We start from the raw sequence: 17,974 nt of genomic DNA on the forward strand, positions 1-17,974 counted from the left end.
ATAAAATCTTCTCCTAAAGAAAAAGAAATATTCCTATATATATTACGTATTTGTATTTTAGTATTTACAATTGAGGGTATAGCTATTTTACAAGGGTAAAACAGTGCAATTAGTTAATTGCAAGCTGTTAAAAAGGTAGCGTTTGCTTTGAGCCGGTAGAATATTCAGGAGAGTTGCAACAATTGCTATTCTGAGAGATTTAAAATAACCATTCCATTTCAGGTACGAATAAGAGTGAAATTTGTTTTATTAAATAGTATAAATAATTGTAAATTAAATATATATGGATTTATTCTCCTGCTATACTAATTCAGATTACAGGACAGCGATGTAAAGATAAAAAGAACGGAATGCTTTGTGTTCTCTTTAATAAATATTTTTCAGTAAATGAGCATTCAGTTGTTCCCGGTTGCTTATTAACTGCAGCAATGATGTGCAAGGCAACGAAGCGCATAACCGAAAAACGAAAAAAAACCTGATATTTTGTACAGACTTTGCGCTCTAAATCAGTATGTCTACTCACCAGTCTCCTAAAGAATAAATGGTAATGCTGTAGAGCAGATTTTCCGCAAAAACTTAGCACGAAAGTTAGCTGATTAATTTTCAAACAGATAGCCGCTGTAAGCCAGTCCTTTAGCAACGCTTTTAAAATTATCGCCAGAGTTTAAAGGAATATGCGGAAATTTCGATTTAAACAAATGTTGCACCGCCGATACCATTGATGTTCCTCCGGTTAAAAACAAACAGTCAATATCTGAAGGGTTGATTTTGTATGTTTCCATAAACTGATCCAGATAGGCATCTATTCTATTGATGTCTTTTTCGATGATGGAATTGTACTGCTGAAGCGAAACGTGTTCATCAATCTCAATTTCCATATTGCTGTAGGCAAAGGTAGCATCAGGTTTTTCAGAAAGTTCAATCTTGGTTTTCTCTATCGATCTAAACAGGGAATAACCCAGGTTATTTTCGATCAGGGTAATCAGGTTTTTAAATTTAGGATCGTTTCCTGAGTAATAGTAATACTCCTCAATTTCTTTCTGGATTTTTAAACCGTTAAAGAAATTCATTTTATCCCAGGTACAGATATTTGCAAAAAGCGATTTGGGCACATTTAAAACTTTGCCGGGTGTGGCCTCATATAAGGTGTTTTTTCCAAAATATGGTGTTCCTCTGTCCCACATAAAAGCCGAATCCAGACTATCGCCGCCAATATAGATGCCGCCAGAGGCAATCATATCGTTTTTACGGTCTTTGCTGCCAACCTTATCCGGATCGAGAATGAGGTAAGTAAAATCTGTTGTTCCTCCACCCAGATCGGCTACCAAAACACGTTCTTTTTGGGTAATAGTTTTTTCGTAAGCAAAAGCAGCCCCAATAGGTTCAAACTGAAAGCGTACATCGGTAAAACCTGCACTTTCTGCTGCCTTTTTTAACCTGGTTTGTGCCAGGGTATCTTTCATGGTATTATCATCATCAAAAAAAACCGGGCGACCTATAATGGCCTTGTGGCAGTCTTCTCCAATAATCTGATCCGCCTTAGCTTTTAAATCTTTAAGAATTAAAGTAACCAGATCAGAAGCGGTATACCTTTTATTATGAATTCTTGTTTCGGTAAAAGTAGTTCTGGAAAGGATCTGTTTGATGGATTTGATAAACCGGCCTTTCATCCCGTCGCTTAAATAAGCAGCTATTGCTTTTTCGCCAACGATATGGCTTTCGCCATCAACAAGACTTTTTACTTCTGTAAAATAAATTAATGAAGGAATAGAAATGGTATCTACAATTTCTTTCTTTTCTTCATCATAAATAGACAGGGCCGAATTGGTTGTTCCAAAATCGATTCCATATAAAAACTTACTCATGGTTTGTTATGATGTGGTTGGCGGGCTAAAATGGGGTTGCGAAAGTATTAAAAAAATTGATAAGAACTAAATTTTTTTAAAATAACTCACTGGTGCCCAAATGGGCATTTACTATGCGTGTAATCTGCTGGCCAAGCTCTTTGGCATTGCCAATGCCTACGCTTTTTAGTGCTGCCAGCTGATCGGTCGTTCTGGGTAATTTTTCGGCAATGGAAAGTAAGGCTAAATCAGAAAGCACAGCATAATCCTGTGTTCCACGTTGCTGCGCAATGGTTTTGCGCCATTCGACCAGGTTTTTATATACCTGTGGATTGGAAATTTCTTTTGGTTTAATACTCGGTTTAACTGGTTTTTTCTCTGCCTGTTTATTGCCTGCGGCGTGTAAGGTGTTGATATAATCTTTAATGGAAAATGGATTCCACGAAATTTTAAATAAGGCCAGCTTGATCTGGAGTGCATCTTTGCAGTCAGTTAATACCGTAAGCAGCTTATCAGAGTGCATGTCATTATAAAAGTTGATGGCCACAATTTTTGCTGTTAAGGCAATGAGCTGTTGCAGTTTTGGAACAAAATAGGCTGATGCTTTTTGCAAACGTTCCATAAAAGCACTTTCATCTGCCGGATTTTTAGCCGTATCCATTTTTGAAAATTCCTTTGTAATGAAATTTCTGGCTACTTTAAAAACCTCGTGCTGAAAAATCTGGTTTCCCTGTTCGTAAATAGATAAAAAGGCATTTTGCTCGTCTTTGTCGATTAGTCTGGAGCGGCCGAGTTTATCCCAGTCTTTGGCTATCAGCGAAAAATCCAACAGCTCATGGATCAATCCCCAGGTGTATTGCTGTGTATAACGGGCTAACAGTTCGGGGGTAGGTTTATCCTGGTGAGCAGCCTTTGTAAAACTGATCACCTTTGCATCGGTAATGATATTTTCTGCAACCACGGGCGATTTTAAGATCAGTCCTTCCAAGCTTCTGCAACGGCTTAGTGCCACGTAGGCCTGTCCGTGGGTAAATGCTGTGCTCACATCCACTATTGCCTGATCAAAAGTTAAGCCCTGGCTTTTGTGTACGGTGATGGCCCAGGCCAGTTTAAAGGGATATTGTGAAAAGGATCCGGTACTGGTTTCGTCTATTTTATTTTCCTCATCGCTAAGGCTATATTTAACATTCTGCCAGATTTCTTTTTCTACTTCGATTTCACGGTCACCATTGGTGAAGGTTACCTTTACCGAATCTTGACTGATTGCGGTAATTTTTGCCGCTTTTCCGTTGTAGAATTGTTTTTTACCTGAAGAATCATTTTTAATAAAGATAACCTGCGCACCCAATTTTAACTGAAGTTTTTCGTCTGTAGGATAGGCGTCTTTAGGAAAATCGCCATTTACTTCGGCATTGAATTCGAAAATTTCACCGGGCAATTTTGCTAAACAGCCATCGTTAATTTCGTTAACCAATTGGTTGTGCGTGGTCAGGGTGATATAATCCTCTTTCCATTCCTGATCTAAAGATGGGTCGTAACGTTCATTCAGTTTGGCAAGAAGGCCAGCATCAAGACTATTTTCGCGCATCCCGTTCAAAATATCAAGAAATACAGGGTCTGATTGACGGTAAACCTTATCTAAAGTAAATGTAAGCATTGGTGTAGACCTGAAAATCAGGCTATCGAAAAAGTATGGGCTGGAATAATAACTGCCCAGGATATGCCAGGCATCGTGAAAAATAGGGGAGAGCTGGTACAGATCGCCGATCATCAACACCTGAACGCCGCCAAAGGGGCGATTAGAACCTTTAACACGTTTCAAGGTACGGTCTATAAAATCGATCAGATCAACCCTAACCATACTAATTTCATCAATAATCAATAAATCAAGGCAACGTAATAACCTTGTTTTTTCATCTGAATATTTAAAATTAGTTTCTGCATTTTCATCAACAACCGGAACCAAAGGACCAAATGGAATCTGAAAAAAGGAGTGGAGTGTTACACCACCAGCATTGATGGCTGCAACAGCGGTAGGTGCAACAATGGCGAAATTCTTTTTTGTGGTATCCCTGATCTTGCGTAGCAGGGTAGTTTTGCCCGTTCCAGCTTTACCGGTTAAAAAAACAGGCTGATTGGTGGTGGCTAAAAAATCTAAAAGAAGTTGGTTGTCCGGGTCGGGCGTATTCATATCAATTACAAAATTAACCTATTCGAAATTGATTTGAGGGTAGGTGGGCGGGTGTTTTATCCACATTTTTTAATGGGAAACGAGGCACGACAAAATGAAAATTAAAATTAAGCGATTGAAAATGAGTTTATATCTGTTCTTTTTCTGAAAAAATGCCGAAAACATTTTCCTAATTTCAATTCAAATTTGTAACATTGCACTCGCAAAAAAGGAATAACCTTTTTTCCGGGCCTATAGCTCAGCTGGTTAGAGTAGAAGACTCATAATCTTTTGGTCCCTGGTTCGAGCCCAGGTGGGCCCACTGCTTTAAACCCCTTTAAGGATAACTTGAAGGGGTTTTTTGTTGGGTTGATCACAATGTTATAGATGGTTTAGGATCAAGCGGAAAAGTTGGGTGAGAATTAAATTTCCGATTGATCCCCCATTTAGCCCCATTAGTTTTTCAGTTATTAAATAGACCCCAACAGCTGTTAGATGAGAATTTCCTTGAGGTCCCGATACAGTAGTGTTAAGCGTCGCTTTTTCGCCAGACAATAAGTTTCCCTCGATATGAATATATAAATCATGGGAAGCAGTCATGCCGCTCTTACTGCCTAAGCATTATCCTGTCACAAAATCAAACCGGATATTTTTAGTGTTGGTAAAGGCAGCTATACTCGGTACATCCAGCGTACTAATTGGATAACCTATCGTTGAAGATCCTTCGCGCAAATTAATCGTCCTTGGATTTTCTTTGGCTGGAACATAAAGCCAATTTCCGTGTTGGCGAATGAGCGCCTCACGGACAAAACTCTTGACCTTGTTTGCAACCAGGGGGCCTACGGTATCTTTGGGGTCATATAATCCCGCAAGTTCGATGGTTTCTATGTGGCTAAATCTATTTGCAAAATGTTTCACCACCAAGCTTAATAAGCCAGCTTGCCAATGACCCGCAAAAACTATCGGTGCGGCAATCGTTTTATGTAAACCTAAAAAAGCGGTTGGAGAAATCTGGTGAGCCAATTCACTTACCGCTATACAGGGAATGCCCTTTGAGATAGCAGTCTCCCTTAATACGTTACTATGATCGTCTACGGCAGATATAATCAGGTCGATTTGTTTAAAAGAACTCAGGTCAAAGCCCGCTTCGAGATCAATAAATGCCGCCTCAGAACATTTTAGTTCCTTTGCCAGCGATATGCCCTTTTCTGGATTTCTACCTGCAGAATCGCCGCTGAGAATGATGTTATTTGATATGACATGGTTTCAGGCTGTTTTTTATAGTCCCAAATCCCTCGAATTAACCTATCCTTTGCTTTAAGCTAATAAGAACGGTCAATATGTGATAAGTTTAGATGGTATTTTCATACAATTCTGTAAGCTGGGATTGCCAGGATACTGACCAGTTTAATAAGGCCATTAATGGGTCTGCAGTGCTCATGCCAAATTCTGTCAATCGGTATTCTACCCTGGGTGGGATTTCAGGAAATGCTTCCCGAACGACCATATCATAACTTATTAAAATTTCGAGGGTCTGAGTGAGCATTTTCGGAGATATACCGTTGATTTGACGTAATAATTCGCTGCTGCGTTTATTGCCTTGCATCAGGGCTACGAGGATCAGTAAAGTCCACTTATTGGCGATGAGCGTTAACGATTGATTAAGGATGCAGCTTTCATCTAAATTCGATTTTAAAAGCAAGGATTCTTTTAATTTCAAATAATTTTCGTTCATAATGCTTATGCTTTCGTTAATCGGTCTAATTGTTACTGCAAAGTGCCCATGCCACTTCTTGGTGCGTTATTGCAAATATATGATGTGCATTTTACTTTTGTGCTTAAACTTATGAATTATGTCAGCAGAAAATAAGAATGGACACCAAGTTTTGAGCCTTTTGCTAGAGGCTTTTAACAAGGATTCGAACAGCGTTTTATCCGTGTTTACGCCAGAGGCTATTGTAGAATACCCTTATGCAAAATCAATAGGCGCAGCTCCGCGCTTAACAATGGATGAGTATCGGGTATATTTGGATAATATTCTTGGAAGTATGCCAAATATTGTATTTACCGGCTTATCCGTTTATCCATTGCAGGAAAAAGATTCTTATTGGGCTGAATTTCATGGAGAAACTGTTATTCCTGCAACTGGTGCCTTAAATCAGCAGGATTATGTGGTCAACTTCAGCGTGGAGAATGGAAAGATCAGCTACTATAAAGAATATTGGAACGTGCTGCCTGCCTTGCAGTTATTAATGGATAGAGAAGAAGCTTATCGATTGATCGACAAACGTTAATTGGATATGAAAAGAATTGCAATTGCGGCAGCTACCGGCAATATTGGTAGCCAGGTGGCAAAACAAATTGGTTCACGTGGAGTGATGCCATTGTTGTTGGGACAAAATTTAAACAGACTGAATGACCTGAATATCCCTGGCGGTTTTCCGGTAGTGGCCGACATCGGGAATATGGAACAGGTGATTGATGCTACAAAAGGTGCGGAAGCGCTGCTTTGGCTAGTACCGCCAGCGCTTAATAAGCCTAGTTTGAAAGAGTGGTATCAAAATGTAATTGATGCGGGTATCGCCGCTGTACAACAAAATAAAATTAGCAGGGTTGTACTGGTTTCTGCGCTAGGGGCTAGTGAGACCAAAAATCTCGGTACGGTAAGTTACTGTGGTGAGATGGAAGCGGCTTTTGATAAATTGGATACCAACGTATTGGCCTTGAGACCAGGTTATTTTATGGAAAATTTCATTTTACAGGTGAAGGAGATTCAAGACGAAGGAACTTTTAGCTTTCCTTTCGATAAAGAACATAACATCCCATTCATCAGTACGGATGATATTGCAGATGTAGCTGCACGCTATTTGCTCAGTGAAAACTGGTCTGGATATCTAAAACTAAATTTGATGGGGCCAGAAAATATGACCTTAACTGAAGCAGCTAAGCGGTTGTCATCTTTTCTTGGTAAGCCAATCACTTACGTGCAGCAATCTATGGAAGAGGCAAAATTACAGTTAAATAGCTACGGACTGACTCAAACTGTTCAACGCGAATTAATGGATTTATTTCGGGCGTTGGGTGACCCAAATGGTGTATATGCAATTCCCAGAACGGAAGAGGCAAATACAGCTACAACCTTCAGGCAGTTTTTAGAGAGGAAGATAAGACCTTTGTTGTAGGCTACGTGGCAAAACCAGTGTACTGTCAATCAGAACACAATTTTATTTTGAACATCTATTTTGATCATCAAAATTAAAATAGATTTCTTAAAGCACAGAGTACCTGTTTTAGTCCATTGATAAAAAAACACGGCGCCTGATAAGCAACTATGAGACGGTTTTTATGTCTGGTTTCAGGCGCTCAATTCTATTTTATTTGGCATCTGGCCGCATAGGACTTAAGTCAGAAATTTTTTCCAAGTTATGCCAGTTTTGAAAGAAAAGCTTTTACATATCTTTTTCTTAATTGGTGTAAAGTTATGATATTCGATATGCTGAAGTAATTTGTAAAAGGAGGAAGATAGTGCTTATTTTGCTATGAATAGCTGCCGGTCCATGGTATATTGATGTTTAAATGCCTTGCTGAGGTTGGATAGGCGATAAATATATAGTCTGTTAATGTGTGAATTGTTTGAATGTATGGTATCAATAAGCGTCACTATACCGGCAACATCTTGAATGGCCGCTTTGGTTGATTTAGTGAGGTAGATGATCGTGTGCTGATCCAGACCTTTTGGCGATTGGTTGAGAAAGCTGTTTTTTACCGATATTACAAAGGGCAGTTCTGCACTGCCATAGTGTTTTAAGGCTCCGGCGATGGCGTAATCGTCTGTTAAAATCACCTTGGCTTTACCCAATCTGCCTGGTTGCCTGCTGGCGTGTTCTACTTTCGCAGTAAAATATTCCCAGTCTGTCATGTCCGCGAAAAACTGTGGCATTTTACCATAAGAGCCATCCTCATAGCGAAGCGGTCGGGAAAAACCGGTTAGCCTTACCATTTCAGAAAGATAAAATTTGTTATTGGTAATGGAAAATATAGGAATCACCACAGGAAGACTGAGGAGTGCAAAAGCATAGAGCATACCGATGAAAATGACTCTGTAAGCAGTTTTAAAGTGATTTAACATAAGCTCCCAGCAATATCCACCGTTAGCAAATAGCAGGGGAAAGAGGCCTAGTCCGTAATACAGCTTACCTTTTAACACGGATAATACCGCAAGCACCATTAAAGATGCTATGCTCAAAAAAAAGAATTCTTTACTTTGCCGGTTCGTCATCAGGAAAATCAGTCCTGCGGACCAAACAGCTACCGATGCTCCATGAAAGAAAAATAGTTGCAAGAAGTAATCGCCTGGATCAATATCCAAATTCGTTTTTACCACCTGGGTAGTGAATTTATAAATGGGAAAGCCTTGTTCGATTTGCCACGCGAGATGTGGTGCCAAAATGAGCAGGAAAACCAGGGTAGGAAGTAATAGCTTCTTCCAGTGGGGTGCAGTTGTTCTCCATCCAAAGATTAGCCAGGCGGCGAATACGGTAAGGAAGAATAACAGTATGCTGTATTTGTTCAGTATGCCAAATGCCAGGGCTACTGCCATGAGCCATAAGAAAGCGGTTTTACGGCTTTTATGGTAGGCTATTAAGGCTAAGGAAAGTAGGGTCCAGAAGAATTCATCAAACACGGCAGGTTGCAACAGGTAGGAAGTTGCTAAAAATGCAGGCGAACAAATCATGGCTGAGCAGGCGATCGTAATGGCTAAACGTCTTCCGCCTAAAAAGTGAGTGATATAACCGGTCATCACGACTGATGCCGCAGAGAAAAGGCAGGGCAGGATTCGGTACCCGATTAAAGAGGAACCAAAAATCAGCTTTGAAATATGTGCCATCCAGGTTACAAATGGTGAGATATCGGCGAAACCCCAGTGCCATTCCTTTCCAAGTTCAACGTAATAAATCTCATCAGCATGATAGCCATAGTCATTTAATGCAATTAAATGGATCAAAAATTTTAAGATTCCGAAGCATATAATGAAGAGATGGGGTCGCCGAATGCTGCCTGATAAATCTTGCTTACAGGGAATATTATCCATTGATAAAGGAAAATTGGGTAGCGTGGTGATTTCGGTGCTGCAGGTTCATAGTTATTATAACATCGAAGTAATCAATTAGTTTACTTTCTAAGCTATCCTTGGCCTGTCATCTGCTTTTACCCATTCATCGCGTTTACAATTGGTGCAGCCGGTTTTTTGTCCTTTACTGACGTGTTGAACTTTTCCGCAGAAGCTACAGGCATAAAGTCCGTCATGATCTACTATTTTTGCGGCGAGGGCGAATTCTTTGGGCATAATCGGCAGGCCTGGCTGCACCTCTTCATCTGAAAAAAAGAAGATGCTCACACAGCCTGATGTTTCCAGTATGGCCGTTTTAACCTGGCCCAGATGAGACACACCCTGTTGCCGAAGTTCTGAAAAGAATTCATCCTGGGCAAGGGCTTCCTTCCGGAATTCCTGAACAGAGAACATGCCTTCTTCAATGATGTAGGTAGCTTTGCCTTCAACGAGGTCATCAAATCGTTTGCTTTTAGCCATTAAGTAGGTAGTTAGCCTGTAGGCTCCTACAATGATCGCGAAAATAGCTAACGGTACCATGAGCCCGATTTCTTTATAGAACATCGGATCTCCGGCTGCAGAGCCCAGGCTGATGATGACTACCATCTCAAATACCGATAACTGTCCTACACCGCGCTTGCCAAGAAGCCTTAGCCCAATCAGTATGATAAAGTACATCAATATGGTACGTATGGCAATCTCGATCAGAAATCCCCACTCTTCTTCACCTACCATTATTTTGGTCCAGTCTATATCCTGCATATCGAGATTTAATTTTTGTTATGAGTCAGTTCAACGAAACACCTGGAGCCCGCTTTCAGCTGAAGTAATTAACGATTGGCAACGTTGGGGGAATACTAGGAGATACGGCTATTTTCTCCTAACAGCTATACTCCGTGGCCTTTAGATCTGGTCATTGAAATATTTGATTGGGACAGAAATACCGCTACTCTTCTTTTTCATTGTTAGAAGTTTCGCTGCTACCTTCTTCATACTTTTTTTCTCCGTTTTCATCTTCGTGTACAATGAGCGAATGCGGTGCCGCAGACGATGGATTGCTTCCGGTGCCGGAGATCTCGGGTATGCTCAGTATATCGGTGTTGTTGTCTGTAGAGGACTGAATGGCTTCGGTGTTTCCCAAGGCGGCCTGGGCAAGTTGCTCCTGATCAGTTAGGCTTTCTTCTTGCTGCTCTTTTTTATTTTTGTCGTTTTCCATAATTTCTCTATTGTAGGTTAACATCAAAACCAGTTCGATAGTTTGTTTTTTTAAGAAAAGTTAAGTTAGCAGATGTTGGTGGGTTAAGAAATTCAGTTTACTTAAAACGCTGTCCTGGCAATCGTACTTTAAATAACACTTTTGGCAATTATATAAATAAGAAAGCAGTCAGCTGATTGTTTTAGCACCTGGCTATCCATAAACAATGATGAAAGGTTCTTTAAAAACTATCGTATCTCATGAAAAAATTAGGGCAAGAAACAATTTTTCATACATTCCTTAAAACTATATATTTGCTGTTATATTAATTGTATCCTTGCAAAACCTCAACTCTCTTTTCAGCCGTTATTATCGTACTGCATTTGCTATTATTTGCCTGATGCTGGTTTTTGTTTATAGCAAAAGGTACGGTTACATACTTTTCCATACTTTGGTTGAACTTTTTTCCATTGTAATCGCTTTCGCAGTGTTTATTGTGGCCTGGAATTCCAGGAAAATGCAGGATAACAAATACCTGCATGTTGTTGGTATTTCCTATTTGTTCATCGGTGCGCTGGATTTGTTACATACATTGAGCTTTAAAGGGATGAATATCATTCCGTTACCCGGATATCCGGCCAACCAGTTCTGGGTGGCAACACGTGGTATGGAAGCGGTGATCTTTCTTGGTGGTTTTCTAATGATCGGGCGCAAACGAAAAATTAATACCGAGTTGCTTTTTCTCTTATATCTCGGGGTGTCTTCACTCATTGCTGCAAGCATTTTGTTATGGAAAGTATTCCCGGTTTGTTTTGTACCTGGAGCTGGTCAAACCCTTTTCAAGATTGTAACCGAGTACATCATTATTTTACTACTCTTAATCAGCTTATTCTTGCTTTACAGCAGAAGGGCTAATTTCGATCGGAAAACCTACCAGCTTCTTTCAGGTTCACTTATAGTTGCTGTCCTAAGTGAGTGCTGCTTTGCTACTTACACATCAAATTACGGCCAGTTAAATGAATGGGGTCACTATGGCAAACTGATTTCTTTTTTTCTTATTTACAAGGCCAATGTGAAAATGGCTTTTGAGAAACCCATGGCCAGTATTTTTCGTGAGCTTAAAGCCAGCGAAACAGAATACAAGACTTTGGCCGAGAATCTTCCAGATGTGATCATGCGTTTTGATGAAAACCTGGATTGCATTTATATCAATCAGGATATCAGTAAGCTTCCGCAGTTCGCTGATTCTAATGTTCAATCGTTGAGCAAAAGAATATGGGGCGAATTGAAACAGGCACTCCTGATCAGAAAAAATATCGCTGGAGAATTGGAAGTGGGCATGCAGGATAGCCGCCATTATTACTCATTTCAGGTCATTCCCGAAATCTTCGATAATGTTGCTGAGGTCAGGCTTTTGGTTATTTTTAGGGATATTACGATCGTCAGGAAGGAGAAACTCCATCTATCAAAGCTTCTTGATACCCTTCCACAACAGGTATGGACAGCCAGGGCTGACGGTAAAATTGATTATATCAACGGCGTAATCATACGGGATTTTGCACTTGATCCGGATTCCCCTTTTGGTATTGGCTGGCAACACTACGTCCATCCTGATGACTTGCAGGAATGTAACCGGGTGTGGACGCTTTCGCTCAGGAATGGTACAGAATACCAGGTTCAGTTTAGATTGAAAATGGCAGATGGTCAGTATCTCTGGCATTTGGGACGGGCTGTGCCTATTCTTGAAAATGGTGAGGTCATGTTGTGGATTGGCTCGAATACCAACATAGACCTGCAAAAGAAGGGACAGGAGCAGCGTGATGAATTTATTTCCATCGCTTCGCATGAATTAAAAACCCCGTTAACCAGTATTAAGGCATTTAATCAACTGCTTGCCAGGACCAACGATCTCGATAGAGTAAAATCTTATCTGCAAAAAGTAGATATGAGTACCACGAAACTGGAAAGGCTGATTAATGATTTGCTGGATGTGAGCAAGATCAATGCAGGTAAACTCCAGTTTAACAAATCCGTTTTCAACCTTAATGAGCTGTTGCAGGAATGCTGCGAAAACCTTCAGCTAAGCGTTACTACCCACCAGATCATCTTCAATGAAACTGAACATATTAATATTTATGCGGATCGTTTCAGGATGGAACAGGTAATCGATAATTTACTCAGTAACGCGGTTAAATACTCCCCTAATGCGAATGTGGTGGATGTTACGTTCAAAATTGAACAGGAATCGATTATTATTGCTGTCGAAGATCATGGTATAGGTATTGATAGCCGGGAGCTTGAAAAACTTTTCGACCGTTATTACCGATCAGATAATGCTGCGGAGCGCTTTGGCGGACTTGGCTTAGGGCTTTTTATTTCCTCCGAAATTATTAAAGCGCATCAGGGTACATTCTGGATTGAAAGTGCGCTGGGAGTAGGAACCACAGTTTATATTCGAATTCCATTGAGTGAAACATCGGTTATAAAAGGTTCAATTGTTAAAGGACTGAACTATAGCAATGAATACCTCACTATTAATTGTAATGACCAGCAAAAATGGATGGAAGCGAACTGGACCGGACATCAGAATTTTAGAAGTGTGCAAAACGGGGGGCTTCAGATGATCGCTTTGCTGAAGTCATCGGGACTTAAAAAGGTACTCAATGATAACCGGGAAGTACTTGGTAACTGGTCGGAGGCATCAGACTGGGCAGGAAAGGTTTGGTTTCCGATGATGATTGAAGCCGGTCTTCAGGATTTTGCCTGGATCTTTTCTCCAAGTATTTTTTCCCAACTTGCTGCGCAGAAAAGTTTCGACGTATCAGACGGTAAAGCCAACGTTCGCTTTTTTTATGATATGGAGGAGGCCAAACGTTGGTTGCAGGAAACCAATAATGATTAAGCCTGTAATCAATACTTCAACTGACTAATTTTTTTACCAGGCTTAGCTTACATCAGTTTTCGGTTCGCTGATGTGAAAAACAAGCTATGCATATATTTTTCTATCACACAGTTTAAAGGAATAATCAAAAAGTTAAAACAGCCGTTTTGCCGAAAACTGCCTGGAAAAGTTATCGAATGCCTCCCGGAAGCTTCTACCCACCGGAATGGATGTTTTACCGACTAGTACTTCATGATTGCTAATGGCCTTTACCCGGTTCTGATTGATCATAAATGAGCGGTGAATCCTTAAAAATCCTTTGTGCTGAAGATGAGTTGCAAGTTCGGAAACCGACATTTTAGGAACCATAATAAGTTCATCCTGAAGTACGACCTGGATATCGTTTCCGATGCTTTCAAAATACATAATATCTTTCAGCAAAAGCTTCCGGCTGAATCCGGCTGACTTAAAAATTACAAAATCATCTTCGCTTTCCTTTTTTACATTTCTCAGTATCCTGTCTACAGATTTAAAAAAGCGTTCGAAAGTGATGGGTTTAAGCAGGTAGTCTACTGCTTCAAGTTCAAAGCCTTCAATGGCAAATTCGCGGTAAGCGGTGGTGAAAATCGTAGCTGGTTTTTTATTCAGCGACCTCAAAAATTCTATGCCGTTCAGATCCGGCATCTGGATGTCCAGAAACAGCAGATCCACTTCCTGTGTTTGTAAAATTCGATGAGCTTCCAAAGCATTTGTTGCTGTAGCCACCAGCTTTATTTCCGCTATCTTTGCGATATGATTTTCCAAAAGCCTGATGGCCAAGGGTTCATCGTCTATCACTATACAGTTAATTGTCATGTTATCGGGGTTATTAATGCTACCTTAAACCAGTTATTTTCCTGTCTTATTTCCAATGAATATTGATTCGGGTAATAGAGATCAAGTTGCCTACTGATGTTTTCTAATCCTATTCCGTGCCCTGCTTCCTGGCATTTCCCGGAAAACTGATTTTCTACCTTAAAATGCACATTATTTGCATCGGTTTCAATCGAAATTCTGATGGTGACGGTGCCGCTTGTTTTTTCGGCACCATGTTTAAAAGCATTTTCCACAAAAGAAAGATATAGCAAAGGCGGAATGAGACCTGGAAATTCTACTTTTTCCTTCATTTCAAGTGTAAGGCGTTCGTCATAGCGCAGCATTTCAAGGGCGATGTAATCCTTAACAATTTTGAGTTCTGTTGAAACGGAGACCATTTCTTTTTGTCCGTGGTAAAGAATGTAATCCAGGATATCAGAAAGCCGGCTGATGGATTGGGATACGGCAGCCGAACCGGTGATGGATAAAGCATATATATTGTTCAGCGTGTTAAACAGGAAATGTGGATTCAGCTGTGCCTTCAGGGCCTTCAATTCAAGCTCCGATTTCTCTTTCTGAAGCTGCAGGGCATACTGCTTTTCATCTCTGTACCGAAGCATAAACATCATCGAAACAAAAATGAAAGATCCGGAAATGATAGGTAGAATATAGTAAAATATAAGGTGTTTAACATCAGTTAGGATATCGAAAATGCTTTCCTGAGGATAGTTTGCAAATAAAGGTTCGGTAGCATACACAATGAAAATACGGTTTAGGGTGCCTAAAATGTACATGCCGGCAATAAAATACAGGGTAAAATGAAAATACTTTTTAGCTTCAAAAAATCTGCGGATCAGAAAGAAGTAAATCCAGTTGGCACCGATAATCTGGAAGATCCAGTGGCATATATCATAGTAAAATATTTCCCGGAAATCAGGCTGTTCAAGCTCACCGTAATTACGGAATATTCCAAACACAAATAAGGCGACCCAGAGTCCGGTTTGGTAGCTGATTTCCCTTCTTAGTTTTTGTTTTGATATTTTACGCACAGTATGTAAAGGTATTACTAAAAAGCTTTGCGTGCGCAGGTTGGATTCAGAAGTAACTATTTTGGTGATGAATCGCAGCAACCGGCATTCGAACAGCAAGTTGTGTGATAGGCAGGCTAAATTAATCTTTCTGCATTCTTGGGTTTATATTCCTGATAAATAGATTGATTATTGCAGAAAAAAGAATGGAAAAAGAAAAATTCGTAGGCTTAGATCATTTGCGGGCGGTTGCAATCCTGCTGGTATTCCTGTATCATTACCGTATGTTTGAACATCCGGAGTGGGTAGATGCTATCGGGTGGATCGGATGGACCGGGGTTGATTTGTTTTTTGTACTGAGTGGTTTTTTAATTTCTAATCAGCTCTTCCGCGAAATCAGTTTACACGGAGACATCAGGTTGAAAACCTTCTTTACCAAACGGTTTCTCAGGATCATTCCCCCGTATTTGTTCACACTGTTACTATATTTTTGTTTTCCAATATTTAGAGAGCGGGAGGCTTTACCACCCCTGTGGAAATTTCTTTCCTTTACGCAGAATTTTGGTTTGGATGTGATTAACCAGGGCACCTTTTCTCACGCCTGGTCATTATGCATCGAAGAACAATTTTACCTGGCGTTGCCGGTTTTGCTGCTATTTTTAATCAGGATAAAGCAAATAAAACACCTGAAAATCATTTTCGTTCTGGTGATGATTTTTACCTTTTTATTGCGTGTTTTTTCCTGGAATATGTACGTTCTTCCCAACCTGGCCATGCCTGATTTCTGGAAAGAATGGTATAGGAATATCTATTACCCCACATACACCAGGTTAGATGGTCTGGCGATAGGGGCGCTGATTGGTGTGCTGTTTCAGTCATCAACATTCAAAACGATGATCAGTCGAAATGGAAACCTGTTGGTTTTTACCGGTATAGCAGCCATTGCATTTTCACTGTGGTTCTGCAAAGACCCTTATTCGCAGCAGGCTTCTCTATTCGGGTTTAGCATGGTAGCCTTAAGCTACGGAATATTGGTTGCAGGAGCCATTTCGGGTACCGCTTTCCTGAGCAGGAAAGCCAACTTGATTACCACTCAATTGGCGGCCCTTTCTTATTCCATTTATTTATCGCATAAAGGAGTTATCCATCTCGTACAGTTGTTTCTCGGAAAAATTAAAATTCCCGTATCCAATACGCCTGGATTGCTGATCTGTTTTTCCTTTTGTGTCCTGGCTGGCCTGTTTTACCGTTACTGTATAGAAAAACCAGCTGTAACCTTCAAAAATAAAATCCTTAATAAATTAAATCGCGACTCATGAAACCATACCTATTTAACTTATGAAAACACTTAGTTTAAGTATCTTTATCCTAATGTCTCATGTTGCTGTTGCCCAGCACTTCACTAAGGAGAAAACAGAAGTCAAACGCGTGATCCGGCAATTTAAAGAAAGCATCATCCAAAAAGACTCGGCCAGTTTTAAGAGCCTCTTCCATGAAAATCCTGTGGTCTGGATCGGAGTTGTTAAAAACAGATCACAGCAAAAACGTCTGGAAATTAATCCGGCGAACCGTAAAAATTATTTCAAAGACACGTATGAAAACTTTTTCCGCTACATTATGGAGAAGGGCGATAAGGAAGAAAAATTCGAGAAGATCAGGATCATCAATGATGATGTGATTGCCAGTGTGAGTTTTAACTATTCATTTCTGGAAGAAAATGCCGTAACAAATTGGGGAAGCGAATACTGGCAACTCATCAAAGCGGAGGGGAAATGGAAAATTGTAAGCATTATTTATTCTTACGAAAATACAAAATTTTTTCCTCAGTAATAGCGTTAGGAAGTATAATATTCTGAGGAGATAAACTCAGTCATACATTTTTTATACTTTGGTTTATCGGATGGCATATCATCCCGCTTATCATATAAATAGCCATTTTGTAAACATAAAACAATCATCAATAAAATACCAAATGAAGAATTTCTGCAAGCTTAGCATTTTTCTGCTATTTACCACCTGCTCCCAGGTTTTTGCGCAAACCCATATCCTTAATACCAGGATAAAAGAAATCATCTCTTCAAAGCATGCGAAAGTAGGGCTTGCCATAAAAGGGCCAGGTATAAAGGATACTTTATTCGTAAACGGAGACCAGCAATTTCCTTTACAAAGCGTATTTAAATTCCATATTGCATTGGCAGTACTATCTCAGGTTGATCAAGGAAAATTCAGTTTGAATCAAGAAATTAAAATTACTAAGAAAGATTTATTACCAGATTTATACAGCCCCATCCGCGATAGATATCCAAACGGTGTAACCCTACCATTATCCGAAATTTTAGCATATACTGTCTCACAAAGTGATAATGTAGGCTGTGACGTCTTACTTAGAATGATTGGAGGTCCGGGAGCTGTTGAAAGGTATTACAATCGCATTGGCATCCAGGATATATCCATTAAAATAAATGAAGAGGAACAACAAAGCAACTGGAATTTACAGTTTAAAAACTGGACCACACCTAAAGCAGCTAATGAAATCCTGGAACTATTTCACGTGAATAAAAATAATCTGCTTTCAAAGAAAAGCTATCACTTCATTTGGAAAGTGATGCGTGAAACTAAAACAGGAGAACATAGATTGAGAGGATTGCTCCCTAAAAATACCTTTATAGAACATAAAACAGGATCATCGGGCACAAATAAGCAAGGTATAACTGCAGCAGTAAATGATATCGGGATCGTATTTCTGCCAAATGGATCACATTATTTTATAAGTGTCTTTGTTACCGAATCAACAGAAAATGAAGTAACAAATGAAAAAATAATTGCCGATATTAACAAAGCAGCCTGGGATTATTTTACCGGAAAATAGATCTTTGCAGGCTGTGTTTTAT

At 39.9% G+C, this 17,974-nt stretch carries 15 protein-coding genes and 1 tRNA gene; 7 read left to right on the plus strand and 9 right to left on the minus strand.

The genetic code is table 11. The features are described from left to right. Positions 1 to 596: 596 nt before the first annotated feature. Positions 597 to 1,865 carry an Hsp70 family protein gene (locus ABEG20_RS04245; protein ID WP_406826145.1) on the minus strand — a complete coding sequence of 423 codons (1,269 nt, stop codon included), beginning with the start codon at positions 1,863 to 1,865 and terminating at the stop codon, positions 597 to 599. Positions 1,866 to 1,941: 76 nt separating this feature from the next. Then, entirely contained in the window at positions 1,942 to 4,035 is a 2,094-nt protein-coding gene (locus ABEG20_RS04250; RefSeq protein ID WP_406826146.1) for an HRDC domain-containing protein, read from the minus strand. A 227-nt stretch (positions 4,036 to 4,262) separates the two neighbouring features. On the opposite strand from ABEG20_RS04250, the gene ABEG20_RS04255 reads away from it, so the two are divergent. Further along, positions 4,263 to 4,336, plus strand: a tRNA-Ile gene (locus ABEG20_RS04255). Between the two features lie 299 nt (positions 4,337 to 4,635). On the opposite strand, the gene ABEG20_RS04260 is transcribed toward ABEG20_RS04255, so the two are convergent. Together ABEG20_RS04260 and ABEG20_RS04265 are read right to left on the minus strand one after the other, a co-directional pair. After that, positions 4,636 to 5,037, minus strand: a complete 402-nt coding sequence (locus tag ABEG20_RS04260) for a hypothetical protein (RefSeq protein WP_406826147.1) — start codon at positions 5,035 to 5,037, stop codon at positions 4,636 to 4,638. 328 nt (positions 5,038 to 5,365) lie between these two features. After that, complete coding sequence (locus ABEG20_RS04265) at positions 5,366 to 5,749, minus strand: winged helix-turn-helix transcriptional regulator (protein WP_406826148.1); 384 nt, start codon at positions 5,747 to 5,749, stop codon at positions 5,366 to 5,368. 118 nt (positions 5,750 to 5,867) lie between these two features. Between ABEG20_RS04265 and ABEG20_RS04270 the strand changes: the two genes are divergently transcribed. Further along, positions 5,868 to 6,308: a nuclear transport factor 2 family protein gene (locus ABEG20_RS04270; RefSeq protein WP_406826149.1), complete on the plus strand. Its 441-nt coding sequence runs from the start codon at positions 5,868 to 5,870 to the stop codon at positions 6,306 to 6,308. 6 nt (positions 6,309 to 6,314) lie between these two features. Next, a complete protein-coding gene (locus ABEG20_RS04275; RefSeq protein WP_406826150.1) occupies positions 6,315 to 7,196 on the plus strand; it encodes an NAD(P)H-binding protein in 882 nt (293 codons plus the stop codon). Positions 7,197 to 7,543: 347 nt separating this feature from the next. On the opposite strand, the gene ABEG20_RS04280 is transcribed toward ABEG20_RS04275, so the two are convergent. The 3 genes from ABEG20_RS04280 to ABEG20_RS04290 all read right to left on the minus strand — a co-directional run bounded on the left by ABEG20_RS04280 (position 7,544) and on the right by ABEG20_RS04290 (position 10,364). Then, the gene (locus ABEG20_RS04280; RefSeq protein WP_406826151.1) at positions 7,544 to 9,019 is read right to left on the minus strand and encodes an ArnT family glycosyltransferase; all 1,476 of its coding nucleotides are present in this window, start codon (positions 9,017 to 9,019) and stop codon (positions 7,544 to 7,546) included. A gap of 174 nt (positions 9,020 to 9,193) precedes the next feature. After that, the gene (locus tag ABEG20_RS04285; RefSeq protein ID WP_406826152.1) at positions 9,194 to 9,886 is read right to left on the minus strand and encodes a DUF421 domain-containing protein; all 693 of its coding nucleotides are present in this window, start codon (positions 9,884 to 9,886) and stop codon (positions 9,194 to 9,196) included. A gap of 184 nt (positions 9,887 to 10,070) precedes the next feature. Then, positions 10,071 to 10,364 (minus strand): hypothetical protein, encoded by a 294-nt coding sequence (locus ABEG20_RS04290; protein ID WP_406826153.1) that lies wholly within the window; start codon positions 10,362 to 10,364, stop codon positions 10,071 to 10,073. A gap of 292 nt (positions 10,365 to 10,656) precedes the next feature. Between ABEG20_RS04290 and ABEG20_RS04295 the strand changes: the two genes are divergently transcribed. Then, on the plus strand, positions 10,657 to 13,221 hold the full coding sequence (locus ABEG20_RS04295; protein WP_406826154.1) for an MASE3 domain-containing protein: 2,565 nt from the start codon (positions 10,657 to 10,659) through the stop codon (positions 13,219 to 13,221). A gap of 132 nt (positions 13,222 to 13,353) precedes the next feature. Here ABEG20_RS04295 and ABEG20_RS04300 read toward each other — a convergent pair whose 3' ends face one another. Beyond that, positions 13,354 to 14,055 carry a LytR/AlgR family response regulator transcription factor gene (locus ABEG20_RS04300; protein WP_406826155.1) on the minus strand — a complete coding sequence of 234 codons (702 nt, stop codon included), beginning with the start codon at positions 14,053 to 14,055 and terminating at the stop codon, positions 13,354 to 13,356. Next, on the minus strand, positions 14,052 to 15,104 hold the full coding sequence (locus ABEG20_RS04305; protein ID WP_406826156.1) for a sensor histidine kinase: 1,053 nt from the start codon (positions 15,102 to 15,104) through the stop codon (positions 14,052 to 14,054). Before ABEG20_RS04305 ends, ABEG20_RS04300 begins: the two co-directional genes overlap by 4 nt. 185 nt (positions 15,105 to 15,289) lie before the next feature. On the opposite strand from ABEG20_RS04305, the gene ABEG20_RS04310 reads away from it, so the two are divergent. From ABEG20_RS04310 to bla, 3 genes are all read left to right on the plus strand, one after another. After that, a complete protein-coding gene (locus tag ABEG20_RS04310; protein WP_406826157.1) occupies positions 15,290 to 16,402 on the plus strand; it encodes an acyltransferase family protein in 1,113 nt (370 codons plus the stop codon). 19 nt (positions 16,403 to 16,421) lie between these two features. Continuing rightward, complete coding sequence (locus ABEG20_RS04315; RefSeq protein WP_406826158.1) at positions 16,422 to 16,913, plus strand: hypothetical protein; 492 nt, start codon at positions 16,422 to 16,424, stop codon at positions 16,911 to 16,913. A 142-nt stretch (positions 16,914 to 17,055) separates the two neighbouring features. Beyond that, positions 17,056 to 17,952 carry a class A beta-lactamase, subclass A2 gene (bla, locus tag ABEG20_RS04320; protein ID WP_406826159.1) on the plus strand — a complete coding sequence of 299 codons (897 nt, stop codon included), beginning with the start codon at positions 17,056 to 17,058 and terminating at the stop codon, positions 17,950 to 17,952. Positions 17,953 to 17,974 lie beyond the last annotated feature (22 nt).

Source organism: Pedobacter sp. KACC 23697, assembly GCF_045348445.1.
Taxonomy (GTDB): domain Bacteria; phylum Bacteroidota; class Bacteroidia; order Sphingobacteriales; family Sphingobacteriaceae; genus Pedobacter.

Coding starts and splice junctions, on each gene's coding strand:
- ABEG20_RS04245 (WP_406826145.1), bottom strand. CDS start 1,865: ATGAGTAAGTTTTTATATGGAATCGATTTTGGAACAACCAATTCGGCC.
- ABEG20_RS04250 (WP_406826146.1), bottom strand. CDS start 4,035: ATGAATACGCCCGACCCGGACAACCAACTTCTTTTAGATTTTTTAGCC.
- ABEG20_RS04265 (WP_406826148.1), bottom strand. CDS start 5,749: ATGAACGAAAATTATTTGAAATTAAAAGAATCCTTGCTTTTAAAATCG.
- ABEG20_RS04270 (WP_406826149.1), top strand. CDS start 5,868: ATGTCAGCAGAAAATAAGAATGGACACCAAGTTTTGAGCCTTTTGCTA.
- ABEG20_RS04275 (WP_406826150.1), top strand. CDS start 6,315: ATGAAAAGAATTGCAATTGCGGCAGCTACCGGCAATATTGGTAGCCAG.
- ABEG20_RS04285 (WP_406826152.1), bottom strand. CDS start 9,886: ATGCAGGATATAGACTGGACCAAAATAATGGTAGGTGAAGAAGAGTGG.
- ABEG20_RS04290 (WP_406826153.1), bottom strand. CDS start 10,364: ATGTTAACCTACAATAGAGAAATTATGGAAAACGACAAAAATAAAAAA.
- ABEG20_RS04300 (WP_406826155.1), bottom strand. CDS start 14,055: ATGACAATTAACTGTATAGTGATAGACGATGAACCCTTGGCCATCAGG.
- ABEG20_RS04310 (WP_406826157.1), top strand. CDS start 15,290: ATGGAAAAAGAAAAATTCGTAGGCTTAGATCATTTGCGGGCGGTTGCA.
- ABEG20_RS04315 (WP_406826158.1), top strand. CDS start 16,422: ATGAAAACACTTAGTTTAAGTATCTTTATCCTAATGTCTCATGTTGCT.
- bla (WP_406826159.1), top strand. CDS start 17,056: ATGAAGAATTTCTGCAAGCTTAGCATTTTTCTGCTATTTACCACCTGC.